Source organism: Flavobacterium sp., assembly GCF_027531705.1.
GTDB lineage: Bacteria > Bacteroidota > Bacteroidia > Flavobacteriales > Flavobacteriaceae > Flavobacterium.
In genome coordinates this window covers 1-15,220 of sequence record NZ_JAPZSP010000033.1, presented here as the reverse complement: position 1 = coordinate 15,220, position 15,220 = coordinate 1, and the positions used below count along the sequence as shown (strand labels likewise).

Genomic DNA, 15,220 nt, shown 5'->3' with positions numbered 1-15,220 from the left:
CTGATTACTAGATAACCTTAGCTTCGTTGTGTAATGCGTTTACCAATCCGTCTAAATCATCAGCTGCAAATAACTTCACGGCCGATTTTGCTGCTGGTTTTTCAAATTTCACTGCTTTGGTATTGATTTCAGCACTAACAGGTTCTAACACCGTTAAAACTTTTGTTCTTGCTGTCATAATTCCTCTCATGTTCGGGATACGAAGGTCTTTTTCTTCAACTAAACCTTTTTGTCCACCTATAATCAATGGTAACGATGCCGAAACAATTTCTTTTCCACCATCAATTTCTCTTCCTACTTTAGCAGAAGTTCCATCAACGGTCATTTCAACAGCTGAATTTACAAAGTTGTAGCCCAATAAACCTGCTAACATACCTGGAACCATTCCACCATTATAATCTAATGATTCTTTTCCGCAAATTACTAAATCATAACCGCCATTTTTTACAACTTCTGCTAATTGTTTTGCAACAAAGAAACCATCAGTTGGAGTTGCGTTTACACGAATGGCTTCGTTCGCTCCAATTGCCAAAGCTTTTCTTAAAGTTGGTTCCGTATCTGGTCCGCCAACATTTACAACAGTAACATTTGCCCCTTGTTGCTCTTGAAACCAAATGGCTCTTGTTAATCCGAATTCATCATTTGGATTGATAACATACTGAACTCCATTAGTATCGAATTCAGAATCGCCATTAACGAAGTTAATTTTTGAAGTAGTATCAGGTACATGACTGATGCAAACTAATATTTTCATTATATTTTAAATTTAATTTTTTTCTGAGTGTAAAAGTATAAAATATATTTCTATTATTTGTATGCGCGCATAATATTTTTTCAGTATTATATCGATTTCGTAACTGGGCTTGGTTTGATTTGAGAAGATTTAACTAATGTTTATCCTAAAAAAGAAAGAATTAACATTTTTATTTAATTTAGAGTAGTTGTGTATTTATTATAGTTAGGAGCGAATGACTTGCGCATTTTTGCCAACCCTATTCCCGCCATCCGCTATATCTCGTCCCAAAAGACGAGATGCCGCTCCTGTCGGGGCTAGATAGGTATGGTCTTTTGTATAAAGTATAGTTCCTAAACACCTTTAGTCTAAAAACTTTAGTGTAGCTGTTATCGGAATATGATCTGATATTGCTCTAGCATCATCCAAACTGTCAAAAGAAGTATAAAACAACAAGGCTTTTGAATTCTGAATTTCAATTTTTGAACTTTTATACCAAATGTTGTCAAATTCAGATGCCAAACAATTCTCACCATGACATTCTTTTTTCAAGGAAGTTTTTTGCTTTGTAAAAACACTTGCGTACCCCATTTTTTTCAAAGGATTAAAAACAGTATGTGATTTTGGTTTTTTTTAGTTTACATAATACTTCATAATATTTAATTTTTAGATTAATAATCCCCAAACTTAAAACCATTAAAAACCAATTCCTTACGGAAAACCGTAAAGAGGCAAAAAAAATCACATAGCATCAAAATGATACCTACAATAAATATATTTAAAAAAATAGTTTTCGGGTTCATCGTCTTTCATAAGAGCCACAAACACATCTAGTGGTACATTAAAATAGTGGTGAATTACTTCGAGTTTAAATTCGATTTCTAATATTTCTAATATTTCATCATATCCTATAGAAATGATGTTAGGACTTCTGTTTACAGGATATCGGTACATGGAAGTATTTATTTTTTTAACTGTTGTGACAACCAATACACCAGAAATAAGATAGCTGTGATAATATCAATGGCTATCCAAAGCGATTTTTGATACAGGTAAACAGGAAGTATTGGATTAAAAAGGATGGCTATTGCTATAAAGCTAATGCCTAGTAGATTGACATCTTTTTGTACTTCGTTATACAAAACCGTTAATGCTCCTAGAGTTAGTGCTATTCTCAAAAAAGTATAATAGCCAATCGGTAAATTGAAACAAGCAATGAGAGCAAGTATGGCACATAGTAAATAAATAGTCTTCATTTTGTATAACAAATTTTTAAGTGATTGCAAACCTCTAAACTTGTTTGTGTTTTTGGTTGGTCAAACTTAAAACCAATAAATTTCCATTCCTTACGGAAAACCGTAAAGAGGCAAAAAAAGAGGTAAATTAGTTTTTAGATAATGCCCAAGTCCTTAGCTATAGCAATCAAATGAGTAGGATTGTTGGCTTTAAAGTAGTCTTTTAGTTTGCCAATTCTTTTTTCGATAGTGCTTTTGCTGTTGGGTGAAACGCCCATAGCTTTGAGTGTTTCAACCATTTTTTCTTGTGGTACACCAATAGACAGTTGCTTAATCAGCAAAATATCATAATCGTCAATTTCCTGTACAGTTTGGTCTTGTAACAGGTAAGCCATTTCGGGCGATATATAGTTTTCGTTTTGTAGCAAACAACCAATTGCTGTTTTGAGCTGCGCAATACTTTGTCTCCCTTTGTGAATATAGGCATTAATGCCTTGACTCTCAAAAAGTGATTTTATGCGAAAACTTTTATCTTCTATCGAATAAGCTATTATTTTTATATCAGGTTGAAGTGTTTTTACGGCTGCAATTAATTCGTCGCCACTTTGTAAAGTTACGGCTCTATGGTCGGTTTTAAAAGACAAATCACTTATCAAAACTTCAAAAGGCTCATTGTCCAAAAGGGCTTTTTTTATTTTCAATAAGGCATCATCACAATATTTAGCGTGCTCTATTTGGGTAATTCCCAAGTCTTTCATGGCTTGTATAACAGCAATATTGATGCTGTCAATGTCTTCGGCTATTAAAACTTTTCTAAACATAATGTAGGCTATTAGTTAGGAACAATCATTTCTACTTTGAATCCTTTTCCAGTTTCAGTTTCAAAAGTAAGCGTTCCATTTATAGCTAGAATACGGTTTTCCGCATTTTGCAAACCTTTTTTATTTTTTAACAAATCCGAACATCCTTTTCCGTTGTCAGAATACTTAATGTGTAGTGTTTTTTTTTGATTTTCAAATCGAATCAAAACATGACTGCTTTCACTGTGTTTTTTCATGTTAACCAGCAACTCTTGCAACACACGGTAAATAGCAATTTTGGGTTCTTTCTTAATTTTGCTCCAATCTACAGTTGGAAGATTGTTAATAATCACATTGGTTTTAGTAGAATTGTAACTCGAAAGCATCTCTTTCAATTGGTCTTCAAATGCTACGCCAGTTGCAACGGTGCTATTTTCTTTAGAAATATTACGAGTTCTAGAATAAATTTGATCTAAACTTTCTAACAAATTTTCTTTCTTATACTCGTCATTCAAGTCTTGCGTTTCAGCATAAGTGATAGCGTTATACACATCATTGGCTAATTCATCATGCAGTCTTTTAGAAATTCTAGTTTCGGTTTCATAAGTTACCGCTTTTATTTTTTGTTGGTTCTTTCTTCTAATATAAAAAAGAACTACAAGACCAATCGCAAGTATAAATCCGGCAATTATCAATGCCACTATCTTTTCTTTTTTTTGTTTTTCACTTTCTTCAATAGCTAGTCTGGAATCGTATTTGATTTTGGAAAATTGGTTTTTAAATTTTTGACGAACCATTCCGATACTATCACTTAGTTGAATGTGCTTTAGGGCATATATTTTTGATTGATTACTATCGCTAACATCTATCAAATATTTTAAAGCCTTTAATCTATCATTAACGCTATTATTCATTGTGGCTTTTTGATAGGACATATAAGCATATTTTTGAGCAAGGTTTTTATCTTTATTTCTATGAAATTCATACAGGTAAAAACAGCTCGAAATAATGTCGTAATGCGCTTCTTTTTGCTGTCTAATTTGAAAGGCTTGGTCTAATTCAGAAATTCCGTTTGCGCTATTTTTTCTAAAATAAGCATATCCCAAATTATTTAGTACTCGTGCTTTTTCTAGAGGATTATCTTTTAAAAGAGGATTTGGTAACAATGGTTCAAGAATAGCAATAGCTTTTTGAAATTGATTATTCTCGGCATATACAACAGCAATATTATTTTTAAGAATTAATTGATATAATTCATCTGATGTCAAACTAGAAGCCTTTTTATAATAACTGATAGCATTAGTAGGGTCATGTAGTTCAATATAAGCAATTCCTAGTTGATTGTATAAATTAGGCAAATACATTGTTTTAGCATCCAATTTAATGGCTTCGGTAACGGTTTCTTCGCTGCCAGAAAAATCATTTTGGATCTGTTGAATTTCTGCCATTAAAAACAAAGTGTATATTTTTCTTTCTGTTTCGTTTGGCTTACATACTAACTTGGCTTTATTGAAATAGAAAAAAGCACTATCATATTCTTGTTTGCCATTGAAAGCTACCGCTTTTTCAACCATCTTTGAATAATCATCCGTTGTTTCATTTTGCCTATTGCATGAAAATAGAAATAACCAGCTGGTTATGCATAAAAAAATCGGGAAACGTTCTAGTATAGAATTCATTTCCCGAAATTATTGATTTTAATTTAACTTTGAAACTATTTCCAATAAATTATGGTTTTGGAGGCGGAGGCGGAGGCAGTTGCCCATTATTTCCACCACCAATATCAGCAAGGTTAGTTTCTTTAGAATCTGTTACATCATCGGCGGTGCAAGATGTCATTGAGGCAATAGCCACTATAAAAAACGAAAATAAAAGTAATTTTTTCATGATAATTAAAATTTAAAAATTGATATAGGTTGGGCTGTTCGAGACTTTCTCGAAAGCATTTGCTAACAGCTATTTTTGTTAGCGTTTTACTATTGATTTTAATTTTTGGGAAGGCAGTGAGCTACAACAGAACCATCTAATTATGCTTCCCGAATAAAAATTCTGTTCTGTATAGCATCACTTTTCTAGAACTAGTTTTGTACATTTGTTCTTATCGCGAAATAGAACAAGAACTAATTCTGAAGCAAAGGAATAGTGTTTTGAACCATCGGTTTATAAGGAATTCCGATAGTTCCGATAATTCCGATGAATTCCAACTAATTCCGAAAAACAGACAGTTTTTTATGAAGAAAATTACTTTTAAGGAATACAAAGACGAAATAAAAAAGCAATATGAAATTGCTAAAAAGGAAGATGTTTCTGGAATACTCAACAGTCCAACTCCTGCTCAAATGAGGAATTTATGTTCCATTATTTGCGACAACCAAATAAGCAAGGCTGACGAAGGTGTTTTCAAGTTCTTTTTTGAAACAAAACCAAATGAAACTTTAAAAAGGTCGATAGACAATTGCAACACAGATAAATTTAAACCCGTCATTTCATTTTTAAAAGGTGAAAAAGATTCAGACAATCCAACAAGAATAGAATTAGCAGCCATTTTGGTAAATTACCATCCAAGACCGTATGCTAATTTCTTAAGTAATTATACTCCGACAGAAGACAATAAAGAAGTATCACAACCATTGCATTTAGTAAAACCAACCGAAGAAACTTTACAAGAAATCGGTGAGAATAAACAAGACGAAAAACAAAACAGAAATAAAAAAGGAATACTAATTTTTATTCTTACCCTAGTAGGGTTGTTCTGTACAGGATATGTTGTCAAAGATGTTTTGTTTCCAGCAAAAGAATGCATGCAATGGCAAAACGATCATTACGAATTAGTAGATTGTAAATGCGAAATAGAAGGGTTTATAACGCAGAATGAAATAAAACCAATTGATTCCAAAGAAGTTACATTGAGAAAAATTAAAGTAGATAAAAACACAGAGTTTTTCAAAAACGGAAAACCAATAATCTGGTATTATAAAATAAATAATGATAGTATCGAGTTTTACAATATCCATGGTTTTCATCCCATAAACCAAAAACCTTTAAAACACATAACAGATTATATTATAAATAAATATGTGGTGAATAAATAAGAACAAGGTAACTTGAGATTAGAAAAACCTCTTTATGCAAATAAATATTATATTGAAATACTAAATAGATTAATCATTTTTTCATAGTAGTTACAACGATTTCGTTAAAAACAAAACATAAAATCTGAGGAATAAAATACATTTATCATTTTTAATTTTTACTTTTGCTATCCAAAATAGATACAAAGTAATTTATATATGAGAACTATACAATTTAGAGAAGCGATTGCCGAAGCAATGAGTGAAGAAATGCGTCGCGACGAATCGGTATATTTAATGGGTGAAGAAGTTGCCGAATATAACGGTGCCTACAAAGCATCTAAAGGAATGTTAGAAGAATTCGGACCAAAAAGAGTTATTGATACTCCTATTGCTGAATTAGGTTTTGCAGGAATAGCAGTTGGTTCTGCCATGAACGGTTGCCGTCCTATTGTAGAATACATGACATTCAACTTTTCATTAGTGGGTATTGACCAGATTATAAATAACGCTGCCAAAATGCGTCAAATGTCGGCTGGACAATTCCCAATGCCGATGGTTTTTCGTGGGCCAACAGCTTCAGCTGGGCAATTAGGAGCAACACACTCACAAGCATTCGAAAACTGGTTTGCTAATACACCAGGTTTAAAAGTAGTAGTTCCATCAACAGTTTATGATGCAAAAGGTTTGCTAAAAGCTGCAATCCGTGATAATGATCCAGTTATTTTCATGGAATCAGAACAAATGTATGGCGATAAAGGCGAAGTGCCAGAAGGAGAATACGTTATTCCTCTTGGTGTTGCCGATATAAAAAGAGAAGGAACAGATGTAACAATCGTTTCTTTTGGAAAAATTATAAAAGAAGCTTTTATTGCAGCTGACGAATTAGCTAAAGAAGGAATTTCATGTGAAATTATCGACTTAAGAACCGTTCGCCCATTGGATTATGATGCGATTATCAATTCTGTAAAGAAAACAAATCGTTTGGTAGTTCTAGAAGAAGCTTGGCCGTTTGCAAGTGTAGCTTCTGAAATCACTTATATGGTTCAAGATAAAGCATTCGATTTCCTAGATGCGCCAGTTCAAAGAATCACAACGGCCGATACACCAGCACCGTATTCACCAACTTTGTTGAAAGAATGGTTGCCAAATGCAACTGATGTTGTTAAAGCTGTCAAAAAAGTAATGTACAAATAATATAAACTAGTATATTTGGGGCTTCATCAGAGAAAATTTGATGAAGCCTTTTTTTTATAAAATAGTATGACAAAAAGATTTCTTCTTAGCCTTGTGTTTATTATTTCGTTTGTAAATACTGCTTTGGCACAAACCAAAGTTAGTGGTTATGTTATCGATAATACAAACCAACCCGTTCCGTATGCGAATGTTATTTTTAAAGATTCTAAAATTGGAGTGGTAACAGATGAAAACGGGAAATTTTATATAGAATCCGACCAAACGTTTACTGCGGTTATAGTTTCGTTTATGGGTTACGAAACCAAAGAAGTTCCATTACCAAAAGCAGTAAATTATAATTTTAAAGTGACTCTAAGCGATGGTGAAGCCTTAAAAGAAGTGGTGGTTTATGCCGGAAAAACTTCCAAAAAAAACAATCCTGCTTTAGATATTCTTCGCAAAATTTGGGAACGAAAAAGGAAAAACGGTCTTAAAATGTTCAATCAATATCAGTATGATAAATACGAAAAAATTGAATTTGACATGAATAGCATTGATAGTGCTTTTATGAAAAACAAACTTTTTAAAGGTGTTGAATTTATTTTTGATAAAGTTGATACTTCAAGAGTTACTGGTAAAACGTATTTACCAATTTTTATTAATGAATCTTTATATGAGGTAAATGGGGATAATTTATTAGGCAAAACCAAAGAAGTCATAAAAGCAAATAAAAACTCTGGATTGAGCAATGGCGATGGTGTGAACACATTTATAAGTGATTTATATTCTCAATATGACATTTATAATAATCACCTAAATTTTTTCGATAAAAGTTTCACAAGTCCATTGTCTAAAACCGGAATAGATGTGTACAATTATGTTTTGAGAGACAGTGCTTTTGTAAATAAAAAATGGTGTTACAACATCGTTTTCTATCCAAGAAGAAAAAACGAATTGACATTCAAAGGTGATTTCTGGGTAAACGACACCACTTTTGCTATCAAGACTATCAATATGGAAGTTTCTAAAAGTGCCAATATAAACTGGGTTAAAGAAATTTATATCGAACAAGAATTTGATGTGCTAAACGATTCTGTTTTCTTGCTTACTCGTGATTATATGATGTCTGATTTTGCTTTAAATAAAAAAGAAAAATCAAAAGGCGTTTATGGCAAACGAACAACCTTATTTGATAATCATAAATTTAATATCGAAAAACCTGAAAAGTTCTACAAAGAAGAAGTCAATTTTATAGACAATGAAGTTTATACTAAATCTGATGAATTTTGGGAAGAAAATCGTTTTGAAAAATTAAACAAAGACGAAATTGGAATTTACAAAATGCTTGATACGCTTAAAACCGTCAAAAAGTTTAAGCAGATGTATAATCTCGTTACTATTTTAGGAAGTGGATATATTCAGAAAGGAAATTTTGATTATGGCCCTATTTTTTCAACATTTGGTTATAATGATGTAGAGCGAATTAGAGTAAGAGTTGGCGGAAGAACTTATTTCGGACCAAATGATAAATGGCGTTTACAAGGTTATACAGCCTATGGTTTTGGCGATAATAAGTTCAAGTACGGTATGTCGGGTAAGTGGATGATAGACAAGAAAAAGCGTATCATAATTTCTGGTGGAAACCGAAGAGATGTAGAACAAATAGGCGCAAGTTTAACTACTACAAATGATGTTTTAGGAAGAAGTTTTGCTTCGTCAAGTCTTTTTGCATCGGGTAATAATGGCAAACTTACCAATATCAATTTGACCAATCTTGCTATCGAAATGGAACCCTCTAAAAACTTTGTTATCGGAACTGGTTTTTCATACAGAACGCTCGAATCTGCTTCCAATGTTTTTAGTCTAAATTACTTTACCGATGCCACTAAAACGGCAACAAAATCAGAAGTAAAACAATCAGAAGTCAATCTGCAATTAGAATATACACCTAAGAAAAAAAATGTTGGATATGGTGTCGAAAGACTTGCAGTTGATAGTCCATATAGCAGAATATTTATCAATTTTAGTCAAGGTATAAAAGGAGCTTTCAATAGCGATTTTGACTATTCCAAATTGCAACTTTATTACAAACAACCTATTGTTATTGGGCCATTAGGAAGAACAAATCTTACGCTAGAAGCAGGGAAAACATTTGGTACAATTCCACTTGGATTAATGAGTATTATTCCAGGTAACCAATCATATTTTCAAATCGAAAACACTTTTGCCAATCTAAATTTTTACGAATTCATTTCCGACGAGTATACAACCTTACAATGGGAACACAATTTTCAAGGACGATTATTCTCTCGAATTCCGTTCATGAAAAAACTTAATTGGAGAGAAATTGTTGGCGTTCGCGGTGCATACGGGACCATATCACAAGCAAATAGAGATGTCAATGCATCTGATCAAGTTTATCTAGCACCAACAACTCCTTATTGGGAATACAGCGCTGGGATTGGAAATATTTTCAAAGTTTTCCGCATCGATTGTTCATGGCGAGGCAATTACAAAGACGTTCCCGAAGCTAATAATTTTACAGTAAAGGGTTCTTTTGGGTTTTATTTCTAGAAGCTATTTCCTGCTGTACGTTACAAGTCCTCACTACAAAAAGTGTTTTTCTACACCTTAAAAAGAGCTTCCGTTGGTCGCTTTTTTAAGCCAAGAAAAACTACTTTTTCTAGCTCCGGGCTTTTCATTTCCATCAGGGCTATAACACGACTGTACTATGCAACAAGCAATCGATTTTCTATCACAAAAAGATACAACTATCCAATATATCCTCGATAATTTCGGACATCCAATCATCCAAAAACGCGAAGAAGGATTCGCTTCCATGTGTCATATTATTTTAGAACAACAAGTTTCTATTGCATCAGCTTTTGCCTGTTACAAAAAAATAAATGATTATTTTGGTGAAATAACACCAACAATACTTTACAATAGCAAAGACGAAGAATTAAGAAATTGCGGTGTTTCACGTCAAAAAACTATTTACCTAAAAGATTTAGCAGCCAAAGTAATAGCTAAGGAAATTCAATTTGAAACCTTTTCATCCAAAACCGAACAACAAATCCGCTCCGAATTAATCACTATAAAAGGAGTAGGCAATTGGTCAATAGAAGTTTACCTAATGTTCTGTCTGCAATCACCAGATATTGTTCCACTTGGCGACATTGCCATCAAAAACACCTTAAAAGAATTATACGATTGCCAAACCCAAGAAGAAATGGAACAAGTTTCTAATCATTGGAAACCTTATCGAACCTTTGCATCATTTGTTATTTGGCATTATTATCTAGTTAAAAGAAATAAAATTAAATTGTAAATTTACTATACATTTCTTTCACTTTTTTCTTTAAATACTTACCTTTGCGACCCTTTAAAAAATGAAAGAAAAAATGACTGCAGATAAATTGAAAACATTCGATGTTTTAATCGAAATTCCAAGAGGAAGTAGAAATAAATATGAGTATGATTTTGCTATAAAAAGAATGCGTTTTGATAGAATGTTATTTTCATCAATGATGTATCCGGCAGATTATGGCTTTATTCCTCAAACATTAGCATTAGACGGCGACCCGTTAGATGTATTAGTTTTAATCAATGAGCCAACTTTTCCAGGTTGTGTAATCGAGGTAAAACCAATCGGAGTTTTCCATATGGCTGATGATAAAGGTCCAGATGAGAAAATAATTTGTGTTCCTGTTTCCGATCCAATATGGAATACATTAGAAAATTTGTCTGATATCAATCCACACTTATTAAAGGAAATTGAACATTTCTTTCAAGTATATAAAGATTTAGAAAACAAACAAGTAGACGTTGAAGGTTGGGGTGATGTTACTGAAGCCTACAGAATCATTAGAGAATGTGTAGATCGTTTTGAAGCAATTCCTGATAGACCAAAAGGATTATTCAGCATAAAAAGTTAATAACATTATTAATAAAAGACAATTTAGATAAATTTAAATTGTCTTTTTTTTTATATGTTTGTTAACATTAATAAATAGTAACAAACATTAACAACCTATCTAATTAGTTTATTATGAATGAATTTATGATTTATGTGCCAATAGTTATGGCATTAATAGGATTAGCTTTTATGGCAATCAAAAGATCTTGGGTATTAAAACAAGACGCTGGAGATGGAAAAATGAAAGAAATTTCAGATTACATCTATGAGGGTGCATTAGCTTTCCTAAAAGCAGAATACCGTTTATTAGCTGTATTCGTTATTATTGCGAGTGTAGTTTTAGCAGGTATTACATTCTTACCTGGAGTTAAAACACATTTATTAATTGTTATCGCGTTTATTTTCGGTGCTTTCTTTTCGGCTTTAGCTGGAAACATGGGTATGAAAATCGCAACTAAAACTAACGTAAGAACAACGCAAGCTGCTCGTACAAGTTTACCACAAGCATTAAAAGTTTCTTTTGGTGGTGGTACTGTAATGGGACTTGGAGTTGCTGGTTTAGCAGTTTTAGGTTTAACAGGATTCTTTATTATATTGTTTAGATATTTCATGCCTGGTGGTGTTTGGACAAATACCGAAGACATGACAGTAGTTCTTGAAACGCTTGCTGGTTTTTCTCTTGGAGCTGAATCTATCGCATTGTTTGCTCGTGTTGGTGGTGGTATTTATACAAAAGCTGCTGACGTAGGTGCTGACTTAGTAGGTAAAGTTGAAGCTGGTATTCCAGAAGATGATCCAAGAAATCCTGCTACAATTGCAGATAACGTTGGGGATAATGTTGGTGACGTTGCTGGTATGGGTGCCGATTTATTTGGTTCTTATGTAGCTACAGTTCTTGCTGCAATGGTTTTAGGTAATTATGTAATTAAAGATATGGGTGGTAAAATCGAAGACGCTTTTGGTGGAATCGGTCCAATTTTATTACCAATGGCTATCGCTGGTTTCGGAATTTTATTCTCTATCATCGGTACTATGTTAGTAAAAATCTCTAGCGACGATGCTAAAGAAGCTCAAGTTCAAAAAGCATTAAACATCGGAAACTGGGTTTCTATTGCATTAACAGCTGTAGCTTGTTATTTCTTAATTGACATGATGTTGCCAGATACTATGAAAATGACATTCTTTGGTGAAGGATTACAAGATATTTCTTCAATGAGAGTTTTCTATGCTTCATTAATCGGATTATTTGTTGGTGGTGCTATTTCATCAGTAACTGAATATTATACAGGTTTAGGTACAAAACCAGTTTTGGCAATTGTACAAAAATCTTCAACTGGTGCAGGAACTAATGTAATCGCTGGTTTAGCTACGGGTATGATTTCTACATTCCCAACTGTATTATTGTTTGCTGGAGCAATCTGGTCAACTTATGCTTTAGCTGGTTTCTACGGTGTTGCTCTTGCTGCTTCTGCAATGATGGCTACTACTGCAATGCAATTAGCAATTGATGCTTTCGGACCAATTTCTGATAACGCTGGTGGTATAGCTGAAATGAGTGAATTACCAAAAGAAGTTCGTACAAGAACAGATATTTTAGATTCAGTTGGTAACACAACTGCTGCAACTGGAAAAGGTTTCGCAATCGCTTCTGCTGCATTGACATCGTTAGCTTTATTTGCTGCTTATGTAACTTTTACAGGAATTGATGGTATCAACATCTTCAAAGCGCCAGTATTAGCAATGTTATTTGTTGGGGGTATGATTCCTGTAGTGTTCTCTGCCTTGGCAATGAACTCTGTTGGAAAAGCTGCAATGGATATGGTATATGAAGTACGTCGTCAGTTCAAAGAAATTCCAGGAATTATGGAAGGAACTGGTAAACCAGAATATGGTAAATGTGTTGAAATTTCTACTAAAGCTGCATTACGTGAAATGATGTTGCCAGGTGTTATGACTATTGGTTTCCCAATTGCAATTGTATTATTAGGTAAATTAGTTTACGGAGATAACAACCAATTAATCGCTGAAATGTTAGGTGGATATATGGCTGGTGTTACTGTTTCTGGTGTACTTTGGGCTGTGTTCCAAAACAATGCTGGTGGTGCTTGGGATAATGCTAAAAAATCATTCGAAGCTGGTGTTGAAATCAACGGAGAAATGACTTTCAAAGGTTCTGATGCTCACAAAGCTGCTGTAACTGGAGATACTGTTGGAGATCCATTTAAAGACACTTCAGGTCCATCTATGAATATCTTAATCAAATTAACTTGTTTAATTGGTTTAGTAATCGCTCCAATTTTAGGAAGTGGACATTCAGATGATGCAAAAGCTTCTTGTTGTGCTGGCGATAAAACTGAAATGTCTTGTGGTTCTGAAATGGGTAAATGTGATATGAGCAAATGTGCTACAATGACCAAAGATGAATGTGCAGCAATGTGCGACAAAAATGGTTGTTCTGCTGAACAAAAAGCAAAATGTATGGCAATGTATGATGCTGATGGAAAATTCATTGGTGAAGTTAAGCAAGAAGAAGTTAAACAAGAAGTTTCTACAAAAGTAGTGATGGAAAATAAAGACGGAAAAGTTAAAGCTACTGTTACTAAATCAGTTAATGGTGTTTCAACTTCTGAAGTTATTGAAGGAACTGAAGCAGAAGTGAAAGCTAAAGTTGATGCTTTGAAGTAATTTTTTTAAAAAATTATATGAAAATGCCTCGCAGTTTTGTGAGGCATTTTTTTTATAGTCAGTTTAAATTTTAAATATAAGATAAAACTTAAATTTTAAATTTAAAAATGCATTTCATCGGTTATTTAATGCATTTAAACTATTTTTCAAAAAAAACATCTATTTTTGATATACCCAAACTAAAATATGATAAACTATGAAAAAAAATTACATTTTATTATTAATTTTAACTGTTGGATTTTACGCTCATTCTCAAGTGGGGATAAATACAACAGATCCAAAAACAACATTGGATGTAAATGGAGCAATAACAAATAGAGAAACAAGTTTTGCAATTTCTGGAAATGCTGTAGACATCAATGCAGAAACTTCTTTTGCAAATATTACAGGAACAGCTACGGGAATTGTTTCAATAACAGCATTGACGCCTTTAATTAATGGTTATAGATTAATCATATATAATAATACTGATGGAGGTTTTGATGCTACATTTTATGGAACAACCATTCCTAACTCGCAATCGGTTGAATTTATTTATACCGATAGTTCTTGGAAATCAACTTTTGGAGGAACTATCGCTGGAGGGCATAATTTGTTTAATACAGATGGATCTCTTTCAGGAAATAGAACAGTTAACCAAGGCACAAATAATTTGACATTTTCAGGTACAGGAAATACAAATTTTAATAATGGTAATGTTGGAATTGGTACTTTAACACCATCTGAGAAATTAGATGTGGCAGGTAAAATTAAAACAACTAATTTCCAAATGTCATCTGGCGCAATAAATGGCTATGTTTTGGCTTCTGATGCAACAGGAACGGCGACTTGGACAAAATCCTTCCTACCATATACAGCAAATGGTGTTAATTCAGCAACAACTGCAACAAGAGATTTAAATGATTGGGTTGTTACTAAAGGAACATCCATTATCACAACAGATGTTTTAGCTAATTCAACAAACAAACCTGATGGTTTAGGAGCTTGGTTTAATACTGGAATTCAATCAATATCAAATGGTTATTATTCACAATTTTTACTAACCGATCAAGAAGCCTTTTTTAGAGGAAATACAGTTGCAAGTATTAATGCTAATCAATGGAGAACAATTCCTAATTTTTTATCATTTAATAAATTTCAATATAATGTTGCATCTACTACTGCAGACTCTGATTTAACATTAATGAAAACAGGAAATTATGCAATGGCATTCGGAACAAATAATCTTGAAAGGATGCGAATTACTAATGCTGGAAATGTTGGAATAGGTACTTTAACTCCAGCAACCAAATTAGATGTTGCTGCAGGCACAACTACAACCAATACTGTAGTGAATGCAACGGGAAATATTAACGACTTTTTACAATTTAACGTTCAAAATACATCTACAGGAACACAAGCTCAAAGTGGCTATAGCGCAACGGCTAATAATGGTAGTGCTACAACAGGTTTTGCTTGGATGGGAATTAATAACTCAGCATTTAACTATCCAACGGCATATAATATTGGAGGAGGAAATGATGTTTCCTTTGTTGGAAGCGGTCAAGATTTATATCTAGCAAATGCCAATAATACCAAATCAATAATATTTTCTACTGGTA

Annotated in this window: 14 protein-coding genes; 7 read left to right on the top strand and 7 right to left on the bottom strand. The window is 33.1% G+C overall.

Annotated features, from left to right (window positions below):
- Positions 1-7: 7 nt before the first annotated feature.
- From O9267_RS12195 to O9267_RS12165, 7 genes are all read right to left on the bottom strand, one after another.
- The gene (locus tag O9267_RS12195; RefSeq protein WP_298179945.1) at positions 8-754 is read right to left on the bottom strand and encodes an electron transfer flavoprotein subunit beta/FixA family protein; all 747 of its coding nucleotides are present in this window, start codon (positions 752-754) and stop codon (positions 8-10) included.
- A 342-nt stretch (positions 755-1,096) separates the two neighbouring features.
- On the bottom strand, positions 1,097-1,324 hold the full coding sequence (locus tag O9267_RS12190; protein WP_298179942.1) for a hypothetical protein: 228 nt from the start codon (positions 1,322-1,324) through the stop codon (positions 1,097-1,099).
- Between the two features lie 150 nt (positions 1,325-1,474).
- Complete coding sequence (locus O9267_RS12185) at positions 1,475-1,687, bottom strand: KTSC domain-containing protein (protein ID WP_298179940.1); 213 nt, start codon at positions 1,685-1,687, stop codon at positions 1,475-1,477.
- Between the two features lie 8 nt (positions 1,688-1,695).
- A complete protein-coding gene (locus tag O9267_RS12180) occupies positions 1,696-2,019 on the bottom strand; it encodes a DUF6804 family protein (protein WP_298179937.1) in 324 nt (107 codons plus the stop codon).
- Positions 2,020-2,123: 104 nt separating this feature from the next.
- Positions 2,124-2,789, bottom strand: a complete 666-nt coding sequence (locus tag O9267_RS12175; RefSeq protein WP_298179935.1) for a response regulator — start codon at positions 2,787-2,789, stop codon at positions 2,124-2,126.
- An 11-nt stretch (positions 2,790-2,800) separates the two neighbouring features.
- Positions 2,801-4,447, bottom strand: a complete 1,647-nt coding sequence (locus tag O9267_RS12170; protein WP_298179933.1) for an ATP-binding protein — start codon at positions 4,445-4,447, stop codon at positions 2,801-2,803.
- A 49-nt stretch (positions 4,448-4,496) separates the two neighbouring features.
- Positions 4,497-4,655, bottom strand: coding sequence for a hypothetical protein (locus tag O9267_RS12165; protein WP_298179930.1), 159 nt, complete (start codon positions 4,653-4,655; stop codon positions 4,497-4,499).
- Between the two features lie 344 nt (positions 4,656-4,999).
- Here O9267_RS12165 and O9267_RS12160 point away from each other — a divergent pair, with 344 nt between their 5' ends.
- The 7 genes from O9267_RS12160 to O9267_RS12130 form a co-directional block, all read left to right on the top strand.
- Positions 5,000-5,860, top strand: coding sequence for a hypothetical protein (locus O9267_RS12160; protein ID WP_298179927.1), 861 nt, complete (start codon positions 5,000-5,002; stop codon positions 5,858-5,860).
- 198 nt (positions 5,861-6,058) lie between these two features.
- Positions 6,059-7,036 carry a pyruvate dehydrogenase complex E1 component subunit beta gene (locus O9267_RS12155; protein WP_298179924.1) on the top strand — a complete coding sequence of 326 codons (978 nt, stop codon included), beginning with the start codon at positions 6,059-6,061 and terminating at the stop codon, positions 7,034-7,036.
- Positions 7,037-7,102: 66 nt separating this feature from the next.
- Positions 7,103-9,589 carry a DUF5686 and carboxypeptidase-like regulatory domain-containing protein gene (locus O9267_RS12150; protein ID WP_298179921.1) on the top strand — a complete coding sequence of 829 codons (2,487 nt, stop codon included), beginning with the start codon at positions 7,103-7,105 and terminating at the stop codon, positions 9,587-9,589.
- A gap of 157 nt (positions 9,590-9,746) precedes the next feature.
- Positions 9,747-10,346 carry a DNA-3-methyladenine glycosylase 2 family protein gene (locus O9267_RS12145; RefSeq protein ID WP_298179920.1) on the top strand — a complete coding sequence of 200 codons (600 nt, stop codon included), beginning with the start codon at positions 9,747-9,749 and terminating at the stop codon, positions 10,344-10,346.
- A gap of 73 nt (positions 10,347-10,419) precedes the next feature.
- A complete protein-coding gene (locus O9267_RS12140) occupies positions 10,420-10,953 on the top strand; it encodes an inorganic diphosphatase (RefSeq protein WP_298180027.1) in 534 nt (177 codons plus the stop codon).
- A gap of 113 nt (positions 10,954-11,066) precedes the next feature.
- Positions 11,067-13,619, top strand: a complete 2,553-nt coding sequence (locus O9267_RS12135) for a sodium-translocating pyrophosphatase (protein WP_298179919.1) — start codon at positions 11,067-11,069, stop codon at positions 13,617-13,619.
- Positions 13,620-13,815: 196 nt separating this feature from the next.
- Positions 13,816-15,220: hypothetical protein (locus tag O9267_RS12130; protein ID WP_298179917.1), on the top strand; the 1,405-nt coding region annotated here is incomplete at its 3' end.